The 19,084-nt window shown below is 40.6% G+C and carries 17 protein-coding genes; 8 read left to right on the forward strand and 9 right to left on the reverse strand.

Features of this window, described 5'->3' with window-relative positions:
* Nucleotides 1–4: 4 nt before the first annotated feature.
* The 5 genes from ACYSNQ_RS04515 to ACYSNQ_RS04535 form a co-directional block, all read right to left on the reverse strand.
* Nucleotides 5–1,261 carry an extracellular solute-binding protein gene (locus ACYSNQ_RS04515; RefSeq protein WP_426081630.1) on the reverse strand — a complete coding sequence of 419 codons (1,257 nt, stop codon included), beginning with the start codon at nucleotides 1,259–1,261 and terminating at the stop codon, nucleotides 5–7.
* A gap of 78 nt (nucleotides 1,262–1,339) precedes the next feature.
* On the reverse strand, nucleotides 1,340–2,356 hold the full coding sequence (locus ACYSNQ_RS04520) for a LacI family DNA-binding transcriptional regulator (RefSeq protein ID WP_426081631.1): 1,017 nt from the start codon (nucleotides 2,354–2,356) through the stop codon (nucleotides 1,340–1,342).
* A 144-nt stretch (nucleotides 2,357–2,500) separates the two neighbouring features.
* Nucleotides 2,501–3,307 (reverse strand): alpha/beta hydrolase, encoded by an 807-nt coding sequence (locus tag ACYSNQ_RS04525; RefSeq protein WP_426081632.1) that lies wholly within the window; start codon nucleotides 3,305–3,307, stop codon nucleotides 2,501–2,503.
* Between the two features lie 2 nt (nucleotides 3,308–3,309).
* Nucleotides 3,310–5,595: a glycoside hydrolase family 65 protein gene (locus ACYSNQ_RS04530; RefSeq protein ID WP_426081633.1), complete on the reverse strand. Its 2,286-nt coding sequence runs from the start codon at nucleotides 5,593–5,595 to the stop codon at nucleotides 3,310–3,312.
* A gap of 69 nt (nucleotides 5,596–5,664) precedes the next feature.
* Nucleotides 5,665–6,504 (reverse strand): AraC family transcriptional regulator, encoded by an 840-nt coding sequence (locus tag ACYSNQ_RS04535; RefSeq protein ID WP_426081634.1) that lies wholly within the window; start codon nucleotides 6,502–6,504, stop codon nucleotides 5,665–5,667.
* Nucleotides 6,505–7,115: 611 nt separating this feature from the next.
* On the opposite strand from ACYSNQ_RS04535, the gene ACYSNQ_RS04540 reads away from it, so the two are divergent.
* From ACYSNQ_RS04540 to ACYSNQ_RS04560, 5 genes are all read left to right on the forward strand, one after another.
* A complete protein-coding gene (locus ACYSNQ_RS04540; RefSeq protein ID WP_426081635.1) occupies nucleotides 7,116–8,294 on the forward strand; it encodes a galactokinase in 1,179 nt (392 codons plus the stop codon).
* Nucleotides 8,295–8,306: 12 nt separating this feature from the next.
* Nucleotides 8,307–9,296 (forward strand): UDP-glucose 4-epimerase GalE, encoded by a 990-nt coding sequence (gene galE / locus ACYSNQ_RS04545; protein WP_426081636.1) that lies wholly within the window; start codon nucleotides 8,307–8,309, stop codon nucleotides 9,294–9,296.
* 12 nt (nucleotides 9,297–9,308) lie between these two features.
* Complete coding sequence (galT, locus tag ACYSNQ_RS04550) at nucleotides 9,309–10,802, forward strand: UDP-glucose--hexose-1-phosphate uridylyltransferase (protein ID WP_426081637.1); 1,494 nt, start codon at nucleotides 9,309–9,311, stop codon at nucleotides 10,800–10,802.
* A gap of 70 nt (nucleotides 10,803–10,872) precedes the next feature.
* Nucleotides 10,873–11,883 (forward strand): LacI family DNA-binding transcriptional regulator, encoded by a 1,011-nt coding sequence (locus ACYSNQ_RS04555; RefSeq protein ID WP_426081638.1) that lies wholly within the window; start codon nucleotides 10,873–10,875, stop codon nucleotides 11,881–11,883.
* A gap of 433 nt (nucleotides 11,884–12,316) precedes the next feature.
* Complete coding sequence (locus ACYSNQ_RS04560) at nucleotides 12,317–12,880, forward strand: YdeI/OmpD-associated family protein (RefSeq protein WP_426081639.1); 564 nt, start codon at nucleotides 12,317–12,319, stop codon at nucleotides 12,878–12,880.
* Between the two features lie 144 nt (nucleotides 12,881–13,024).
* Here the strand turns inward: ACYSNQ_RS04560 and tsaD are convergent, their stop codons facing one another.
* From tsaD to tsaB, 4 genes are read right to left on the reverse strand one after another with little or no spacing between them, the layout of a single operon-like run.
* A complete protein-coding gene (tsaD, locus tag ACYSNQ_RS04565; protein ID WP_426081640.1) occupies nucleotides 13,025–14,056 on the reverse strand; it encodes a tRNA (adenosine(37)-N6)-threonylcarbamoyltransferase complex transferase subunit TsaD in 1,032 nt (343 codons plus the stop codon).
* Nucleotides 14,057–14,533 (reverse strand): ribosomal protein S18-alanine N-acetyltransferase, encoded by a 477-nt coding sequence (gene rimI / locus ACYSNQ_RS04570; protein WP_426081641.1) that lies wholly within the window; start codon nucleotides 14,531–14,533, stop codon nucleotides 14,057–14,059. It abuts the gene before it with no gap.
* Nucleotides 14,526–15,080, reverse strand: a complete 555-nt coding sequence (gene rimI / locus ACYSNQ_RS04575) for a ribosomal protein S18-alanine N-acetyltransferase (RefSeq protein WP_426081642.1) — start codon at nucleotides 15,078–15,080, stop codon at nucleotides 14,526–14,528. The genes rimI (ACYSNQ_RS04570) and rimI (ACYSNQ_RS04575) overlap by 8 nt, the downstream gene beginning before the upstream one ends.
* On the reverse strand, nucleotides 15,055–15,780 hold the full coding sequence (tsaB, locus tag ACYSNQ_RS04580; protein ID WP_426081643.1) for a tRNA (adenosine(37)-N6)-threonylcarbamoyltransferase complex dimerization subunit type 1 TsaB: 726 nt from the start codon (nucleotides 15,778–15,780) through the stop codon (nucleotides 15,055–15,057). Before tsaB ends, rimI (ACYSNQ_RS04575) begins: the two co-directional genes overlap by 26 nt.
* Nucleotides 15,781–16,043: 263 nt before the next feature.
* On the opposite strand from tsaB, the gene ACYSNQ_RS04585 reads away from it, so the two are divergent.
* From ACYSNQ_RS04585 to ACYSNQ_RS04595, 3 genes are all read left to right on the forward strand, one after another.
* On the forward strand, nucleotides 16,044–17,282 hold the full coding sequence (locus tag ACYSNQ_RS04585; protein WP_426081644.1) for an SPFH domain-containing protein: 1,239 nt from the start codon (nucleotides 16,044–16,046) through the stop codon (nucleotides 17,280–17,282).
* Nucleotides 17,283–17,367: 85 nt separating this feature from the next.
* On the forward strand, nucleotides 17,368–18,423 hold the full coding sequence (locus ACYSNQ_RS04590; RefSeq protein WP_426081645.1) for a hypothetical protein: 1,056 nt from the start codon (nucleotides 17,368–17,370) through the stop codon (nucleotides 18,421–18,423).
* Nucleotides 18,420–19,082 (forward strand): TPM domain-containing protein, encoded by a 663-nt coding sequence (locus ACYSNQ_RS04595; protein ID WP_426081646.1) that lies wholly within the window; start codon nucleotides 18,420–18,422, stop codon nucleotides 19,080–19,082. The genes ACYSNQ_RS04590 and ACYSNQ_RS04595 overlap by 4 nt, the downstream gene beginning before the upstream one ends.
* The last annotated feature ends 2 nt before the right edge of the window (nucleotides 19,083–19,084 follow it).

The raw sequence follows: 19,084 nt of genomic DNA on the forward strand, positions 1-19,084 counted from the left end.
GTTATTATTTCATGCTGTTGAAGAATGTGTTCAAATTTTTGGCCAGCTGACTACGGTCGCCGCTGACAATATAGTCAACTGTGGCATACCAGAAATCCGCCTCTGAATCCCATTCATTATGCAGCCAGATAATTTGCTTATCTGTTCCTACTAGTTTAGAAACTTCTTCAATTTCAGGGAACTTATCAGCAGTATCTACTGATGTAACAAATGTTGGCGAACCGTCTACATCATAATACTTCTGCATTGCTTTTTCACTGGCCAGATAGCTGACAAATTTCTCAGCAGCTTCTTTATTTTTTGTCGTTTTACTGATGGATACAGCCAAATCAGCAGCTCCTGCTGTCAGCTCTTCCCCAGCTTCTTTACCCGGATAAGCGAACATGCCAACTTCAAAATCGGGCTCCTGACTTTGAATAGCAGGCAATGCCCAGATACCATTAGGGAAAATTAAAGCTTCTCCTGTAGCGAAAGCTGCAACTGCGTCATCATAGGTCGCGCCATTTGCATTTTTCTGAGTATTTTCGTGCATGATATCCAATTCATCAGCAACTTGTTCAAAGGTTGAATCATCTACCTTGATAGCATCCTTAGGACTGCGAAGTAGGTAGTCATTGGCTTGTTCATGTCCACCGGTTAGTGTTGCCCAGGCTAATTGATGGAAGCCATTTAAGAAGCCTGCCGCATCCGTTGTCAACGCAGCAGAAAAAGGTGTTTGGCCGTCTTTCTTAATAGCAGCAACTGTTTTTTCAAACTCTGCCCAGGTTTTAGGTGCTTCCAAGCCTAATTTTTCAAAAGCTGTCTTGTTGTAGAAAAAGCCGTAAGCATTGTTGGTCAAAGGAACCGAATAAACCTTATCATCTACAGCATACGATTCAGGTACACCTTCCTTGATATCTTTCAAGATGTCGCTGTCTGTCAGATCCTCAAACATATCGTTTTTTGACCATTCAACAAAATCCGGTAAGGCTGGAAAAGCGTGAACAACATCTGGAACATCATCACTTGCCATCCGTGTTTTTAAAACAGTCAACCCATCGGGAACATTCGTCAGATTGACCTTAATATCAGGATTTTCTTTCTCGAAATCTTTAATGATTTCCTTCATCGTCGGCACCATTTCCTGCTTTTGGAAAAAGAACTCAATTTCCTTCTGTTTACCGCTATCCGCAGCTCCCTCCTTTTTACTTCCACAGGCGGTCAAAATCCCTCCTAATGTTAATGCAGCTGTCAGTAACACTAATTTCTTCATCGGTTTCATTTCTGTTACCCCTTTCATCATTTTGAAAAAGCGTTTCCACTAACTATGTGCACACATTACTGTTTACTAAAATTCTTGTCAATACTTTTGTTCACTTTCCCGAATAATTATTTCACCCGGAATGACACAGCGAATTGGATAGCTTCTCACTCCATCTATTTTCTCTTTGGCAAAGCGAATTGCCTGTTTTCCCAGTTCCATTGTCCGCAGCTCTACAGTAGACAGCGGCGGCGTCAAATATTCCGCTACCTCAATATTGTCAAAAGAAACTAGCGAGATATCTTTCGGAATCTTGACCTCCGCTTTCTGCAACGCCCGATAAACCCCTACAGCCATCGGATCGCTGGCAACCATTATTGCCGTGGGCAAATCGCCTTTTTGCTCCTCAATCAGCTCTTCTGCCAGTTTCATACCATTTTGTGTATTCCATTCACCTAGCTTCATAACAATATTTGCTTCCAATCCACGTTCAGCCATCCATTTTTTATAAGTAACTGCCCGAACATCTGCATCATCCTTCACCGTGACTCCCTCAGGGCGATGGCTTGTATGAACCCCGCCGATAAAAGCAATCCGCCGATGACCATTTTTATATAAGCGGTCAAGATTCTGCCTAGCTGCTCCTTCAATATCAGAATAAACCGTATCGTATTTTTCCGAAGTAAACGGGTCGTCAACAACCAGCAGCTCATTATTGTGCTGATAAATTTCCTCTAGAAAAGACTCTTCCAAATGCCCAAGAATAATCAGGCAGCCAAAGGCTTCCAGCTCTTCCAGTTTGACTCCGCTATCTAAACGAAAGAAGCGGTTAGCAGCTATCTTCTGTTTCTTTGCCTCTTCAAAAATCCCTAGGCGAATTGACCGGAAATACGGATCATCAATCTCTTCAGCTTCCGATACAGTAGTGATGATAGCAATTGAAGCTGTTCTGGAACGCGTACTTTGCCCCTTTTTATAATCCAGCTCCTTCACTGCCTCTTCAATTCTTTTTTTCGTTTCATTTGTAATGGACAGCTTTACATCTTCATTCAAAAAGCGTGAAACGGTTGTGGGCGATACGCCAGCCCTTCTTGCTACATCTCTAATTCCTGCCATATTCTTTTCCTCCTACTATAAGTAATCAACTATTTTTGTTTACTGTTTACCGTAACTATAAATCTAATTATTGTTTTTTTCAAGAGAAAACACAAAAAAAGTAAACAGCATGTTCACCTGTTTACTTAATTGCTTTTTTATTCCTTATTTCACTTCATCCAGCCATTTAGCCATATCCTCAGGCCATGATTGAATACGAGGTAAAATCATATCACGTTCTGGTGATTTCGTTTCTTCTGTTCCCAAAGATAAGCCGTGAGGTCCCTTAGGATATAAATGGAACTCACAGAAAATTTTTTTCTTCACCAACTGTTCAACTAACAATAAACTGTTTTGAACAGGAACTACCTGATCTTCAAGTGTATGCCAGATAAAAGTCGGTGGAAACGCTGCTGTGACTTGTTGTTCAATGGATAATTGATCTCGCAGGGTTTCCAGCCGATCTCCTAAAAGTTTCTTAAAGCTGGAGACATGCACATGACTACCGCCTGAAATGACAGGATAACATAATATCAAGCCTGCTGGTCGAAGTTGCTCTGAATCATTTGTCAAATCCGACAACAGCTTATCCTGCCAAAATGCACCCAAACTAGCCGCCAGATGCCCACCTGCTGAAAAACCCATCACGAAAATTCGCTGATGGTCAATCCCATGAACTGCTGCCAGGTCTTTGATGCAAAGTAGTGCCTTACCCAGCTGTCTTAGAGCTGTTGGGTATTCTGCCGGTGCGACACTATACTTCAAAACCGCCGCGTGGAAGCCTAATGCAAGCATTCTTAACGCCACCGGCTCCCCTTCCCTGTCGGAAAGATTTTCATAGCCGCCCCCGGGACAAATTAGAATCAGCGGCCGTTTTCGTTTTGGATCTATCCCTGCAAAGTTGTCTTGAATGTAGAGACTTAATTCAGCAGTCCAGCCCTCTTCTAAAATTTCTTGCTTGGCATAAAACATAATTAGCCCTCTTTTCTGTAGGGAATTTTTAAGCTCTGACTGGCTGTTAGGGTATACTCATGGTCATAAACCACAATCCTCTTTGGTTCATTTCCCTCTGTTGTTAGAATAATTTCCTGCTTTCCAGCAGCAACCTTTATTGGACTGCCCTGATAATTAACCGTGAAATGTAGTGCGTGCCATTTTTTAGGTAGTCTTGGATTCAATGCTAAGTGGTCTTTTCGAATCCGTAATCCGGCAAAACCAAAAACCAATCCTAAATAGGTTCCTCCCATGTTCGCAGCATGAATACCGTCCTGCGTATTGCCATGAGAATTTGTAATATCAATTTTAGAGGACTCGTCAAAATAGTGATAAGCCTTCTCTACGTCGCCGATTTGATTTGCGACAATACTAAAGATACAGGAGGACAGAGAAGAATCATGAGTCGTCAGCTTCTCATAATAATCGTATCCTCGTTTCATCTCTTCTTTATTAAATGCTTGATCATGTAGAAAATAAGCCAAAACTAAATCAGCCTGCTTACAAACCTGATGACGGTATAAGAATAATGGATGGTAGTTAAGCAGCAGCGGGAACTTCTCTTTAGGCAGCTCCTCAATCGGCAGTACTGGTTTAGCCAAAAAGCTATCATCCTGCGCTTGTATCTGCAATTCCTCAGAATAAGGCAAATACATAGCTTCAGATGCTTTTCGATAGTCTGCTATTTCTTCGTCAGTTACACCGAGACGGTCTAAAAAAGGCGCCTGTTTTTCTTTCAGCAGTGGATAGTGATCCGCTAGCCAAGACAGTTGGTACTGTACAGATATATTTGTATAGTAATTATTATTAACGACACAGGTGTATTCATCCGGACCAGTCATACAGTTCAGCTTAAAACTGCCGTTTTCGTAGCTGCCTGCGTCCAGCCAGAGGCGGCTTGTTTCAATCAGGATTTCTCCACCGTAAGAGAGTAGTGTCTCCAAATCTCCAGTTGCCTGATAATACTGAATAATAGAATACGCAATGTCGCTGTTGATATGGTATTGGGCAGTACCAGAAGGGTAATAGCCGGAACATTCCATACCGCTGATTGTCCTCCAGGGGAACAAAGCACCTTGCTTATGCCCAAGAACAGCCGCATTTTCTTTAGCCGATTCCAATATATTGTAGCGAAATTCGATTAGCTTCTTAGCAATCTCAGGATGAGTCAAAGTAAAGAATGGCAGCATATAGATTTCAGTATCCCAAAAATAATGTCCTTCGTATCCTTCTCCACTCAATCCTTTTGCCGCAATATTAGAAATACCGTCTTTGCCAGCAGATTGAAGTAGACTGTATAAGCTGTAATTCAACGAGTCATTCAACAGCGGATCCCCCTCAACAGAGACGGAAGATTGATTCCAAAAAGCAGCTAAATATTCTTTTTGCTTCCGATACCAGCCCTCCAGCGGCTGTTTTTTCACCTCTTTAGCCAGAAGGCTGGCATCTGTTTTTAAATCATATCGGCGTGAGTCTAAAAATAGGCTATACTTATTCAGACTGATTGTTTCTCCCTCAGTTATTTCACCGTCAAAAACAGTCGTTATTCCTTCGTGTTCTTCAATAGCCCCTAATTCCAAGCTGTCGGATACTTCATGAAAAACCACTGTTTGTACACGTAAGTTGGAGTTGGTTGTTTCTGCGGTAATAGAAGACATCTGCTTTTCCTCGTCATATACGCACTCCTTAACGGTTAGATACTTCTCTGCTTCAGCAGCCATTCTGGGATCATCAGGATTCACAAAGTTTTCAGCAGTCCCGAAATGCTCGGAGACAATTGAGACTTTCCCGGAAAAATCTCTAGATTTCACTTCAACCTCAATCGTAAACAAGGGCAATAATACCAGTGAAGTCATTCTACGGTAGCTAATCTCAACCTCTTTGCCCTGTTTGCTTTTCCAGACAAAGCTGCGCAGCGCTAAACCATTCTCCATATCTAAAACTCTGGTTAACCCGTGTATCCTATCGGTAAAAACTGTCACTTCCTCTTCATCCAGATAAAGGTGAATGCTCTGAGTATCTGCAACGTTTAGCAGCACCTGCTTCTTATTAGGAAAACCATATAGCTGTTCCGCCTGTTTCATATCAGCAATATCATAAAATCCATTGATGTATTGGCCTCTGCTGGAAACAAAACTCTCTGGATACCCCTCTTCAAAATTTCCACGAACACCAATATAGCCATTTGCAGTATGAAATAGTGTCTCTTGCAAAAGAAGTTCTTCATTTGTTAAGGAAAAATCTTTACGAACCATTTTTTTACTCATGCTGAACGCTCCTCTCATTTGGCTTTAGTTTATCATTGATGCTGGTTTTATTTCTCCTCGATTCCTCTTTTATTTATGTTGATTTCTTATTTTCATTTGATATTCTTTTGGCGTCAGCTGATATTTTTTCTTAAAGCCCTGAATGTAGGAATGAATACTGGAAAAGCCGTTTTCTATTGCGATATCAGTCACTGTTTTATTGGCGTAGTGCAGCTCCTTTAATGTTTTATTTAAACGAAACTCTATCAAATATTGATAAAAACTTATTTTCATTGTTTCTGTAAAAATTTTTGAAAAATAAGAAACTGAATAACCAGAGGCTTTGGCAGCCTGCTCCAAACTTAATGGATTTTGATAGCTCTTTTCAACTAAACTCAACACGGGAGAAAGCCGCTCTTTAATCTCCAACTGACTTTCCGCTGCAGTAGCTGCCGCCCAAGTATTTCGGTAAAGCTGAACCAGTAAATCCAGCAGCAGTGAACCAATTTCTCCTTCATAGTACGCTTCTTCACTTTGGTAAAGACGTCCGATTTCTTCAACAATCGGATAGAAAAGATGCTGTTTGCTCTGTACAGCCAGTTGGTTAAAGCGACCTTGATCATAATAAGGAAACCAGCTTTGGACAAAATCTGATGGAATCAACAAGGTAACACCTTCCATTTTATCCTCAGCAGCAACTGAAAAAATCTGATGGGTATCCCCACTATTAATGACTATTAGTTCTTTTTCTTGTAGTATTTGCTGCTTGCCTTCTATTTCTATGCCAACTCGCCCCGAAGCGATGAGTAGTATTTCAAGACTCCTGTGCCAGTGAACAGGAGAAGAAAGCTCAGGACCACTCAGCCTCTGATTCCATATTTTTAAAGGCAGCAGCGGGTTCTCACTGCGAACGACTTCATGTATCAACATTTCAACTTCCTCACTTCCAGCAACAGCTGTTACTGTTGCTTATTATACCCTACGACACAGCACAAAACTTTCGACAGCTCTCTTATACTTATCTAAACAAACATCACCAGCGACAAGCTCTGCTAACTATTGCTTGTCAAAAATGTTCTTTTAATGATGCTAAAAAGAGTTTGGACAAAAATAAATACTCATCCTTTTCTTTAAAAGACAATAAAACGGCGTTCCAGCAATCGTTTATTACACTACGCTTCGATAGCATCAACTTCTAATGTACGAAAGCACTAAGAGTTGCAGTTTTCGGAAATCAACCGAACCATTCCAAAAATACGGGAAGCTCCAGCTGGGCAACAATCAACAGCTACTCGATTTCCTCGTAGCATTTCTTGACAATTCTCGGATAACTTGTCTTGTTGCTGAGAAACACAGTGAAGGACGAGCTTTGAGAACCGCACCTTCCTGGTTCTCAAAGCTAAACACTTTTGTCTCGCCCTCAAACGCCTACCTACTATACCACAAATAAAAAACAATTTAAAACGCTTTCTATTTTCCTCTTGAGTTTATTTAGTAAATATTTTATAATATATTTACTAAATAAATTACGAGGTGATTTTGTGAAGGCAAAGCTGCAAGAACTCTATAAAAATCGTTTTAACTCTGAAAATGGTCAGTTTTATTTTGCTCCCGGCCGCATTAACTTAATTGGTGAACACACAGACTACAACGGCGGACATGTTTTTCCAGCAGCAATTTCCATAGGCACGTATGGTTTAGCTGAAAAAAGGACAGACAGAAAAATTTGTCTCTACTCAGAAAACTTTCCTCAGCTAGGTGTTATTGAGTTCAGCTTAGATGACTTGGATTATCGTAAAGAGGACGATTGGACTAACTACCCTAAAGGCGTTATTCGCTATTTAATTGAAGATGGAGCCGTTATCAATCATGGCGTGAATATCCTTTTCTACGGTACGATTCCTAACGGTGCCGGCCTTTCTTCTTCCGCTTCTATCGAACTACTGACGGGCGTAATTCTGACTGATTTGTTCGACTTAGATGCAAATACACTTGACCTAATCCGAATTGGAAAGCTTGTTGAGAACAAATTTATCGGCGTAAATTCAGGCATTATGGATCAGTTTGCCATTGGCATGGGTAAAAAGGACCACGCTATTCTATTGGATACCAACACGATGTTTTATGAGCTGGTTCCCGCTGCCTTTGGAGAATACGCTGTGGTTATTATGAACACCAACAAACGCAGAGAGCTGGCCGATTCTAAATATAATGAACGCCGGGCAGAGTGCGAAGAAGCGTTAAAAAGACTTCAAGAAGCTTTAGATATTGATTCTTTAGGTGAATTAGACGAAGAAACCTTTGAAGCAAATACTCATCTGATCAAAGACGAAACCTTAATCCGTCGGGCAAAACATGCAGTTACTGAAAATCAGCGGACATTAAAGGCCAGACAAGCACTAAAAGAAAATGATTTGATTACCTTTGGAAAGCTGCTAAATGCTTCCCATTACTCCCTACAGTTTGATTATGAAGTAACAGGTATCGAACTCGACACACTGGTAGAAGCGGCACAGAAACAGCCGGATGTTCTTGGAGCTAGAATGACTGGAGCCGGATTTGGCGGCTGCAGCATTGCCTTGGTGAAGGAGCAGTCTATCCCTACCTTCACTCAGGCTGTTGGCACAGCCTACAAAGATAAAATTGGTTATGAAGCAGACTTTTATACAGCTCATATCAGTGATGGTGCCAGAAAATTAGACATAGAGGAAGCATTCTAAGGAGGAAAAATAATGGGTATTTTAGTATTAGGCGGAGCCGGTTATATTGGTTCCCATGCAGTCGATCAGTTAATTACTGCAGGTGAAGAAGTGATTGTCATTGACAATTTATTGACCGGACATAGAAAAGCAGTCCATCCAAAAGCAGTCTTTTATGAAGGCGATATCCGCGATAAAGAATTCATGGAAAAGATTTTTGAAAAAGAAAATATTGAAAGCGTCCTTCATTTTGCTGCCAGCTCTCTGGTGGGCGAATCGATGGAGAATCCTTTGAAATACTTTAACAACAACGTTTACGGTATGGAAATCCTATTAGAGGTTATGGCTGCTTATCAGGTGAAGCACATTGTCTTTTCCAGCAGTGCCGCAGTCTACGGGGAACCAGAAACCTCTATTATTACAGAAGAACTGCTTCCTAACCCTAAGAATCCCTATGGAGAAAGCAAGCTGATTATGGAAAAAATGATGAAGTGGTGCAGTCAAGCCTACGGCATTCAGTTCGTTGCTCTCCGTTACTTTAATGTTGCCGGAGCTAAGTCTGACGCTTCAATTGGAGAAGATCATACGCCTGAGACTCATTTGGTACCGATTATTCTGCAAACTGCATTAGGACAAAGAAAAGAGCTGGCCATTTTTGGTGATGACTATGCTACACCTGACGGCACCTGCATTCGGGATTATGTCCATGTGGAGGATTTGATTGCTGCTCATCTTTTAGCTTTGAAGTACCTGAAATCAGGAAACAACAGTGCCGTTTTCAACTTAGGCAGCAGTCGAGGCTATTCAGTTAAGGAAATGCTGGAGGCTGCCAGAGAAGTCACAGGCAAAGAGATTCCTGCTGTTGTAGCGCCAAGAAGAGCTGGCGACCCAGCGGTTTTAGTCGCATCCAGTGAAAAAGCAAAAGCAATTTTAGGCTGGACACCTGCCTACACGACAATCAAAGATATTATTAAAACTGCCTGGGATTGGCATGTAAGTCATCCAGAAGGCTATCAGGAATAGGAGCATACACTTATGACAACGAGTCAGACAATTAAAGCATTTGCCGCTGCCGCTATCCAAAGCGGCGGCTGGCAAGAGCTGGACCGGATTTACTTGGAGAATCGAGTGTTGGCATTGATTGGGGAAGCAGGTTTAGAGGATGAGACAGCTGCTGCAACCGTTCTATCCCCTCTCCAGTTAACTGAACAGCTGATGAAGCTGGCAAAGAAAAATCAAGTCATTGGTGAACTACAGGCGGATTATGACATGCTTGAGGCTCAGCTCACTGATTTATTAACCCCTTCTCCTTCTCAAGTTAATCAGCTGTTTAATGAAAAATATGCAGAAAATCCAGTAGCTGCCACAGATTATTTTTATCAGCTAAGCCAAAATAATAATTACATTAAAACAAAAGCAATTGCTCAAAATATTGTTTTTCCAGCTAAATCAGAATATGGTACACTGGAAATAACAATTAATCTTTCCAAGCCGGAAAAAGATCCGAAGCAAATTGCAGCAGAAAAAGAATCGCCAAGCAGTAATTATCCAAAGTGTCTGTTGTGCATGGAAAATGAAGGCTATAAAGGACGGATAAATGCACCTGCCCGCACCAATCACAGGATTATCCGAATGAAGCTTGGCGAAGAAGACTGGGGATTCCAATACTCCCCCTACGCCTATTACAATGAACATGCGATTGTTTTAGCTGAGGAACACCGGCCAATGAAAATCACCCGACAGACCTTTCAGAGACTGCTGGAGATAATTCAAGTCCTTCCTCACTATTTTGTTGGTTCAAATGCTGACTTACCTATTGTGGGCGGCTCTATTCTTTCCCATGATCATTATCAAGCTGGACGCCATACCTTTGCCATGGAAAAAGCTGAGATTGAAAAGAGCTTTACGCTGACTGATTTTCCTGCGGTAAACGCCGGAATCGTCAAATGGCCGATGTCTGTTATTCGACTACAAGGAACTGAAACGACAGTACTAACAGAAGCTGCTGCTATGATTTTACAGAAGTGGCAGACCTACTCCGACTTAACTGTTTCAGTTAAAGCCCACTCTGAAGACGGGACACCCCATCATACTATTACACCGATTGCCCGTAGAAAAGGCGACTTGTTTGAATTGGATTTAGTTCTCCGTGATAATAATGTTTCAGCAGAATTTCCAGATGGTATTTTCCATCCTCACAAAGATGTACATCATATAAAAAAAGAAAACATCGGTTTAATCGAAGTTATGGGACTGGCTGTTCTGCCGCCAAGGCTGGCAGCTGAGCTTAAGGAAACAGAGGCTTACCTGCTGGAGCAGGAGAACAATCTGGCTGTGTATCACAAGGCCTGGGCGGATAAGCTCAAAAAAACAAAAATAATTACTAAAGAAAATGTAACAGAGGTTGTTCAGCAAGCTGTCGGCAAAGTATTCGAACGGGTGTTGGAAGATGCGGGAGTTTTCAAACGAAACCAGCAGGGACAGGACGCCTTTCATAAATTTATCAATTATTTAAATTCTGCTGAATAATTCTCTGCTGTCTAAAAAAAGTGAATCTATTTTCGTTTTAGCAGAATTTATAGATTTTAGTTAAGAGAAGGTGATGATTATCGCAACAATTAAAGATATTGCTCAGCTGGCAGGTGTTTCCCCTGCTACTGTTTCCCGCGTTTTGAATTACGATCAGGGACTATCCGTAGGTGATGAGACAAAGAAAAAAATATTTGAAGCTGCTGAAGAATTGAGCTATACAAAGCATAAAAGAAATCAGCCTCAAGGAAAGCACACTCTTCGGTTGGTACAATGGTATAACGATCAGGAAGAGCTTGCAGATATTTACTATTTATCCATTCGGTTAGGAATCGAGCGCAAAGCTGAAGAATTAGGTATTTTCTTATTAAAAGAGCCCTTGGATGCACTATCTGAAACTAAAACTGACGGTACTATTGCCCTCGGTAAATTTGATGAAAAGCAAACTACAGCTCTAGGCTCATTAGGAGGCAAATTACTGTTTGTCGATTTTGATGCTTCGGCTGCTGGATATGATTCACTAGTTGTCGATTTCTCACAGGGGATTGACTTAGTTTTAAACAAGTTTATTACAGATGGACATCAGAAAATTGGCATTCTGGCAGGAGTCGAACATACTAAAGGCTCTGGCACAAAGCTGGCTGACCCTCGATACCAATTATTTAAACAAAAAACAATGCAAAAAAAGCTGTTTTCCGAAGACTTTGTTATCGAAGCAAATTTTTCAGTAGAAAACGGTTATGAAAAGACTAAAGAATTTCTTGATAATAGACAACCTTTACCAGAAGCACTTTTTGCTTCCAGTGATGCCTTAGCAGTTGGTGCAATCAAAGCAATCCAAGAGCATGGTCTTCAAATCCCTGAAGATATTTCTGTGATTGGCTTTAACGATGTCAGCGTTGCGAAATATCTCTCACCGCCGCTTACCACTGTAAAAGTCCACACTGAATGGATGGGCGAACTGGCGATCGATACTATTCTTGAACTGATGAAAGAAAACGCACCAGTTCCAAGAAAAGTAATGATTGGCACAGAGCTAATTGAGCGAACCTCTACCCGCAACAAGCAATCGTTCAATTAGCTTGTTGTTAAATGGTATTGGCTGGAGAAAAATTAAATAAAACCCTAGAACTTGGAACAGCAAGCAGAAAAAGTCTGGCTTTGTTCCAAGTTCTATTATTTGAAAAAGAACTTCGCCAATGATTTGAATAATCAGTTGGCATTAATCTGACATTCTCTTTTCTTGAAAATAATTTCTAGTTAAAAATCCTAGCTGGCACCCTACGCTGCTTTTATATATAATAGTTTATATAACACTAGCTGCAGCAGCGATATTTTTACTTTATCCCTCTTACTCTATTAGAGGACGGCAGCTATTTTTATCTATGAGTATGCGCACAGATTTTATAAGGAATAACTGTTATATCATGCTCATTTCCGATGTTAAAAAGGAGCGAACCATTGGAATTACTATCGAAGAATAACATCTTTAACGATTAAAAGGAGGCAAATAAATGAGCGAACCTTTGTTGTTCAACACCCGTGATACATTTAGAGAGTGGTTGACAAAAAATGCCGAAACTAGTGATGGCGTCTGGCTAACCTTTGGTAAAACAAAGGCACTACCCACATTAAAAGCCGGTGAAGCACTAGAAGAAGCCCTTTGTTTTGGCTGGATTGATGGTTTAATGAAACGGGTAGACGACCAGTCTTACATTAAATATTTTTCTCAACGTAGAAAAGATAGTAAATGGTCAAAAAAGAATAAAGAGCTGGCACTTCAGCTGGAAGAAAAAGGGCTGATGACCGATTTAGGCAGAAGAAAAATAGACGAAGCAAAGAAAAACGGAAAATGGGCGAGTGCCTCTTCCCCTTCCACTGTGACAGAGGAACAAGTGGCACAGGTTCGTCAGCTGTTGAAAGCAAATGAGGCAGCTTATCTAAATTTCACAAATATGTCTCCTTCTGTGAAACGGACATATACCAGAGCCTATTTCGATGCTAAAACAGAAAGCGGACGTACAAAACGCCTAGCATGGATGCTGGAACGGCTAGAGCAAAATTTGAAACCTATGTAGATAACAGTCAAGGAAATCAAAAAGGATGGAACACATATTACATGTGCCTCATCCTTTTTTGATTATTGAGTCCGTTTTTTCATTGATAAAAATTCTATGAACGCAGGTAGGACTGGTGATCGATAATCACAGCTTTTGCCTAAATCAGCTAGTAAAGCTCAGCCCGGGAACAGCATTTAGACGATAGTCGGCAAGATGCCCTTTCTCTAATTCAATAAAAGCAGCGGCGCCAATCATTGCTGCGTTATCTCCACAAAGCTTCAATGGCGGAACAATCAACGTGACGTCAGGAAGCTCTTGCGCGACAGCTTTTTCCAACGCTTCCCGCAATCCTTTATTGGCCGCCACACCGCCTGCAACAATCAGCTGCTTCACAGGATATTCCCGACAGGCACGCAGTGTTTTGGATACAAGAACTTCTACTACACTTGCTTGAAAGCTGGCAGCTAAGTCTTCTTTACTGAGCGCTTCTTCCCGCTGCTGTGCATTATGAACAGTATTGATAAAGGCACTTTTCAACCCGCTGAAGCTAAAATCGTAGTTGTCTTCTTTGATCATCGCCCGCGGAAAATCAAAGGTATCCCTGCCGAGATGAGCTAGCACATCAATTTCCTTCCCACTGGGATAGCTTAGACCCAATACACGGCCAACCTTATCATAGGCTTCGCCTGCAGCATCATCCCGAGTTTCACCGATAATTTGATACGAACCATCTTCCTCCATATACACCAACTCTGTATGACCACCACTGACCAGCAGCGTCATCAAAGGGAACACCAATGGCTGAACTAGTTTTGCTGCATAAATATGGCCAGCCATATGATTTACCGGAATCAAGGGTAAATCATTCGCCCAAGCAAATGCCTTGGCTGCAGATACTCCAATGAGCAATGCTCCAACTAGGCCAGGACCATAGGTTACCCCAACAGCGGTTAAATCATCCGCTTCTATACCTGCTTCTTCCAGCGCTTCTTCCATGCATATTGTAATTTGTTCTACATGATGACGACTGGCAACCTCTGGTACAACACCGCCAAAACGCTGATGGCTTTTTATTTGAGAGGCTATTATATTAGAAAGCACTTCAGTACCGTTTCGAATGACCGCGGCACTTGTTTCATCACAGCTGCTTTCAATTGCCAATATTAAGCATTCTTCTTGTTTTAAATCCGACATTTAATCCCCTTCTTCTATTCTCAGTTCCATCACTAAGCCGTCTTCCTGAGGGTGATGGTAATAATTCTTTCTTCGATGGATACATTGGAAACCAAGCTTATTATAGACCTTTTGTGCAGAAAGGTTTGAAGCCCGAACTTCTAAAAAAACTTTCTGCAACCTGTTCTCCTGCCATATTCTGAAAGTATTCAGCAGCATATCTTTCCCATACCCCTGATTTTGACTATTCTTTTCAATTACAACATGAGTTATATCTGCTTCATCTAATACTTGCTGATAGCTGACAAAGCCAATCAGCTGCTCTTCATCAGTGTAAAGTAAATAATGGCTGCTCTCTCTCATCACATCTTCTTGAAACTGTGCAGCTGACCAGGGAGAACCGTGTGGATAGCTATCCACACACAGCTGCCAAAGTTTTTCTGCCCAGCTGGAATAGTCTGTACTCTTTATTTTTTTCAGCTTCTCTAAACTAGCCATTGCTCAAATCCAGAATCATTTCTAATGCATCTTCCCCGTCATCGTAATATCCTTCAGTGATTTTACTTGAGGTAAAGCCGATTTTTCGATAAACACTTTGCGCATGCTTATTTATCAGCTTAACCTCCAATGACATTTGGGTACAGCCTTGTGCAGAAGCAAATTGAATTGCTTCGTTCAGAAGATAACTGCCAATCCCCTGTCCCTGTGCTGATTTTCCAACCGCAACATTCGTAATGTGCCCGTCATGCTCAATCACCCGACAGCCAATAAATCCCACGGTCTTTTCTTCTTTCAGGATTAGGATATAGAGATGAGGATTTTTCGAATGAATTTCTGATAGAAAAGCAGAACGAGTCCAAGGCAGTTCGCCATTGTATACCTCTCGTTCAATGGTCAGAAGATCCTTGATATCACTTTCCACAATCCCTCTTACTGTATACTCTTTATCTTCAATAGTGACTGTTTTACGGTCAAAAGCCTGCCAATTCGACTTTTTTTTAAACAGTCTGCGAAGCGACTCAAATTTTTTCAACGTAACTCTCATCCCCCATTGAATGTTCTTTCAGCCAATTTTCTTCCGCCTCTACTCTTTTCAAGTAGTCAGGCAAAAATGTATGTATCTCTTCCACAGGTTCTTCTACCGCTCCTAAAAAGGCGGCAGCTGCACTGGAAGGAATCTGCCACTGCGGATAAGTATTAAGGGAACTGTCCGGCAGTTCCTGTTCTATTTGTTCACGAAATTTTTCGATATCTTCTCCAACAAAATAAACAGCGGGATAGCTTTGGAGCTGTTTTAGCCAGTCACTCATAGAAATATGCCGGTCAGAAATAATAGTTTCCCATGCTTCTGTCTCTTTATTAAACGTATAAGCTCCTGTATAAACATTGTTTCTGCGAGCGTCAAACACAGGGACAATCAGTCCTGAAATATTTATGCAGTTGGCTGCCAGCACTTTTAAACTGGATATGCCCACAAGCTCCTTTTTCAATGTATAGGCCAACGTCTTTGCTGTAGTAACACCGATTCGTAAGCCAGTGTAGGATCCAGGTCCTTGAGCAACTACAATCCGATCCAGCTCCTGAGGCTTCAACTGACAAACAGTCATCAGCTCTGTAATCGCCGGCATCAGAGTAATGCTATGATTTTTCTTTACAGTACTTGTAAATTCTCCCAGTATTTTGTTATCTTCGCATACTGCAACGGATAATGTTTGATTTGATGTATCTATAGCTAAAATACGCACAAAAACCAGCCTTTCCATCTCTTTGTCGATTTATTGTAGCACATTTTCTCATTAAGGTAAAAAGTAGAAAAAGACTTACTCTTTTTAATCATTATAAAAAGCAACAAAATACTTAATTTTTTGTTTTTTCATACAGTATAAGTTTCTGAAACATCTGAGATTTTTTTCATTAAAAAAACTAAACATAAAACAGGGTTATATTTTCTTGGAATCCCCTATGGTATAATTAATACGTTTACAAGTATTTTGAAGGAGGAATCGTAATGGGTATTATTAAAGCAGCAATTGGCGCTGTCGGCGGAGGCTTAGCTGATCAGTGGGTCGAGGCGATTGAGCCGGCTGACATGTCAGACACGACTGTTATGACAAAGGGTGTATTTGTACGAAAAGATGACCGTAGAGGTTCGAATAAAAAAGGAACGGCAGATGTTTTAACTGATGGTTCTGTTGTCCATGTTTATCCTAATATGATGATGATCTTGGTCGACGGCGGAAAAATTATCGATTATACCGCCGAAGAAGGCTACTATGTAGTAAAAAATGATTCCGCTCCATCCATGTTCAACGGTAGCTTGAAGGACGCTGTAGCTGAGACCTTCAATCGTTTCAAATTTGGTGGTGTAACACCACAGAAGCAGCAGGTTTATTACATTAATCTGCAGGAAATCAAAGGCATTAAGTTTGGAACAGCTTCGCCAATCAATTACTTTGATAATTTTTATAATGCAGAGCTGTTTCTCAGAGCACATGGCACGTACTCAATTAAAATCACTGACCCGTTATTGTTCTTCTCAAATGCCATTCCGAGAAATAAAGAACAGGTTGAAATTAATGACATTAATGAACAGTATTTATCTGAGTTCTTAACTGCTTTACAGGCTGCCATTAATAAGATGTCAGCTGATGGGGAAAGAATTTCCTATGTACCATCAAAAAGCATGGAACTAAGCAGCTACCTTAGCTCTATTCTTGATGATAACTGGCGGGAGCTTCGCGGAATGGAAATAGTTTCAGCAGCGGTTGCCAGTATTTCTTATACTGATGATTCTACAAAATTGATTAACATGAGAAATCAAGGTGCAATGCTGGGAGATCCAGGAGTTCGTGAAGGTTATGTACAAGGTTCCCTTGCCCGCGGCATGGAGGAAGCTGGTAAAAATCCGAATGGGTCAATGAGCGGCTTCATGGGTGTCGGTATGGGGATGAATACCAGCGGCAACTATTTCAATCAGGCTTCGCAGACCAACCAGCAGCAAATGCAGCAAAATCAACAACAGCAGGAGCAGCAGAAACAATCAGCGGCGGATTCTTGGACCTGTCCTCAGTGTGGCGTAGAAAATCAAGGTAAATTCTGCTCAAACTGCGGCACACCAAAACCAACGAATGAAGTACCAAAGCTGGAAATGAAGTGCAGCGAATGCCACGAAATCGTTGATCTTGCCAACGGTATTCCGAAGTTCTGCCCTCATTGCGGCAAGCCGTTTCAAGGAGTTCCTTTATAAAATAATAAAAGTAGTCAATATTAAGCGTGGTATTGCAGCTTGATATTGACTACTTTTGGAAAATAAAAAAACAGAGGAAATAATCATGCCTATACACACATATCATTGTCCCAATTGTGGTGCTCCGCTATCTTCTAATTTTGATTCAGAAGCTTCTTCGTCAACTTGTGCTTTTTGTCTAAGTACAATATACATTAAGCAAGATGATAAACCTCTCCAGGATGAATCAGATCAAACAGTAGTAGTTATTACATCTGAAACACAAGATGATGACTTACTCGTACCAGAAGAAGAGGCTTTAGAAGAACCACTCTATATGTATTGTTGTCCAGAATGCGATTTTCATATGTTGCTTACAGATAAGGAATCTAGCTCTTTCTGCTTCTCATGCAGCAAAAATCTAATATTTGAAGGGTTGGCCGAAGCTGAACAAATCCCTCACAGGCTCATCCCTTTCTCCCTATCTAAAGAGGAAGCAATCACAGCAATTCAAAAAGAGCTAAAAAAAATTCCAAGCCTAGAGTCGGACTTTTTTTCAAACAACCATCTACAAACAATCAAAGCTGTCTATTTCCCCAACTGGGAGATGAATTTTCAAATGAATAGTGAAGTAATTTCTATTAATAAAAAGAAGCAAAAATTTAAATATACTGGTCAGATATTATTTCGTAATTTATTTAAATCTAGCCCTAACCTAAAGCAAAATATACGTATTTTCTGTGATTCAGTTAAACCATTCAATAGAGATGCAGTTCAACCAATCTCTATTGAAATGCTTGAAAACCATCAAACACTTATGGACAACTTAACAACAAAAGACTTAAGAGCCTCTATTTTACCAGAATTAACTGATTCTGCTTCTAAATTAGTAAAAGCAAAGCTTTTTCCAAAAAAGGGTGAGAAATTGCTCTCTGATACGGTTTCTTTGTCTAAAGAGTCATACGTACAGACACTCCTGCCGGTTTGGGTTCTTTGCGAAAAAGATACTTCCTATTTTATTTCTGTCAATGGTCAAACAGGTAAAGTCTCTGGTTGCTATCCGGCTAAGCCTTTTTCTAAAGGGATTCGTTTCGTTCTAACTAGTGTCCTCACCTTTTCGACTGTATTATTCGTGCTATATTTTTGGAGAATTATTTTATGAAAAAAATTATAATTTTTTTGAGTTTATTTGTTTTCTTATCATTTCTAATCATGGCTACTTCTAATAGAAGCAGTTCTTCGCCATTGAATGACTATGCTGGACAATTTACTTCTGATCAAAAAGAAATCTTAGAAGAAAAGTTAAGGTCATTCAAATATAAAACCGACATTCCAATAAAATTAATAACTACAAGCGAGAATGATGGAAAATCAACCGAAGAATTATTGAATGATAACTATGACGCTTTTCTGAGCAACAAGCGTTTTAAAGGTAACGGGATTCTCATACTCTTTGATAGAGATGCTCAAATTCATATGATTAAAGCAGAAGGTATTATTGAATCAATTGTTACTGAAGAAGAAATTCTGGCATCAAATAATTACGCATTCAACGCTGGATTGCTTTTCTCAGGAAGCGTAGGTACCATTGAGTTTCTAACTAAAAAAGCAACAGCTTATTTTGAAGCCAATCCACAATTACGTCCTTCACCTGGACTTCAAGATACCGATTATTTGTGGGCTCTTGTTCTAACCGTTATTGTTGCAGGATGGGGTATGGGTGGCTCTAGTTTATACTCACCTGCCTATCAAAAAAACAATACTGTCTCTAACGACTTTGGAACTTACACTCTAATCAATAAACAAGAGATCTCTGATTAATA

The organism is Enterococcus sp. LJL51, from assembly GCF_054871795.1.

Excerpts from the sequence above, each read along its gene's own strand:
- ACYSNQ_RS04530 (WP_426081633.1), bottom strand. The coding sequence starts at position 5,595 with ATGAGTAAAAAAATGGTTCGTAAAGATTTTTCCTTAACAAATGAAGAA.
- ACYSNQ_RS04590 (WP_426081645.1), top strand. The coding sequence starts at position 17,368 with ATGCCTATACACACATATCATTGTCCCAATTGTGGTGCTCCGCTATCT.
- rimI (WP_426081641.1), bottom strand. The coding sequence starts at position 14,533 with ATGGCTAGTTTAGAGAAGCTGAAAAAAATAAAGAGTACAGACTATTCC.
- galT (WP_426081637.1), top strand. The coding sequence starts at position 9,309 with ATGACAACGAGTCAGACAATTAAAGCATTTGCCGCTGCCGCTATCCAA.
- ACYSNQ_RS04560 (WP_426081639.1), top strand. The coding sequence starts at position 12,317 with ATGAGCGAACCTTTGTTGTTCAACACCCGTGATACATTTAGAGAGTGG.
- ACYSNQ_RS04535 (WP_426081634.1), bottom strand. The coding sequence starts at position 6,504 with ATGTTGATACATGAAGTCGTTCGCAGTGAGAACCCGCTGCTGCCTTTA.
- rimI (WP_426081642.1), bottom strand. The coding sequence starts at position 15,080 with ATGAGAGTTACGTTGAAAAAATTTGAGTCGCTTCGCAGACTGTTTAAA.
- ACYSNQ_RS04520 (WP_426081631.1), bottom strand. The coding sequence starts at position 2,356 with ATGGCAGGAATTAGAGATGTAGCAAGAAGGGCTGGCGTATCGCCCACA.
- galE (WP_426081636.1), top strand. The coding sequence starts at position 8,307 with ATGGGTATTTTAGTATTAGGCGGAGCCGGTTATATTGGTTCCCATGCA.
- ACYSNQ_RS04595 (WP_426081646.1), top strand. The coding sequence starts at position 18,420 with ATGAAAAAAATTATAATTTTTTTGAGTTTATTTGTTTTCTTATCATTT.
- ACYSNQ_RS04525 (WP_426081632.1), bottom strand. The coding sequence starts at position 3,307 with ATGTTTTATGCCAAGCAAGAAATTTTAGAAGAGGGCTGGACTGCTGAA.
- ACYSNQ_RS04585 (WP_426081644.1), top strand. The coding sequence starts at position 16,044 with ATGGGTATTATTAAAGCAGCAATTGGCGCTGTCGGCGGAGGCTTAGCT.
- ACYSNQ_RS04515 (WP_426081630.1), bottom strand. The coding sequence starts at position 1,261 with ATGAAACCGATGAAGAAATTAGTGTTACTGACAGCTGCATTAACATTA.
- tsaD (WP_426081640.1), bottom strand. The coding sequence starts at position 14,056 with ATGTCGGATTTAAAACAAGAAGAATGCTTAATATTGGCAATTGAAAGC.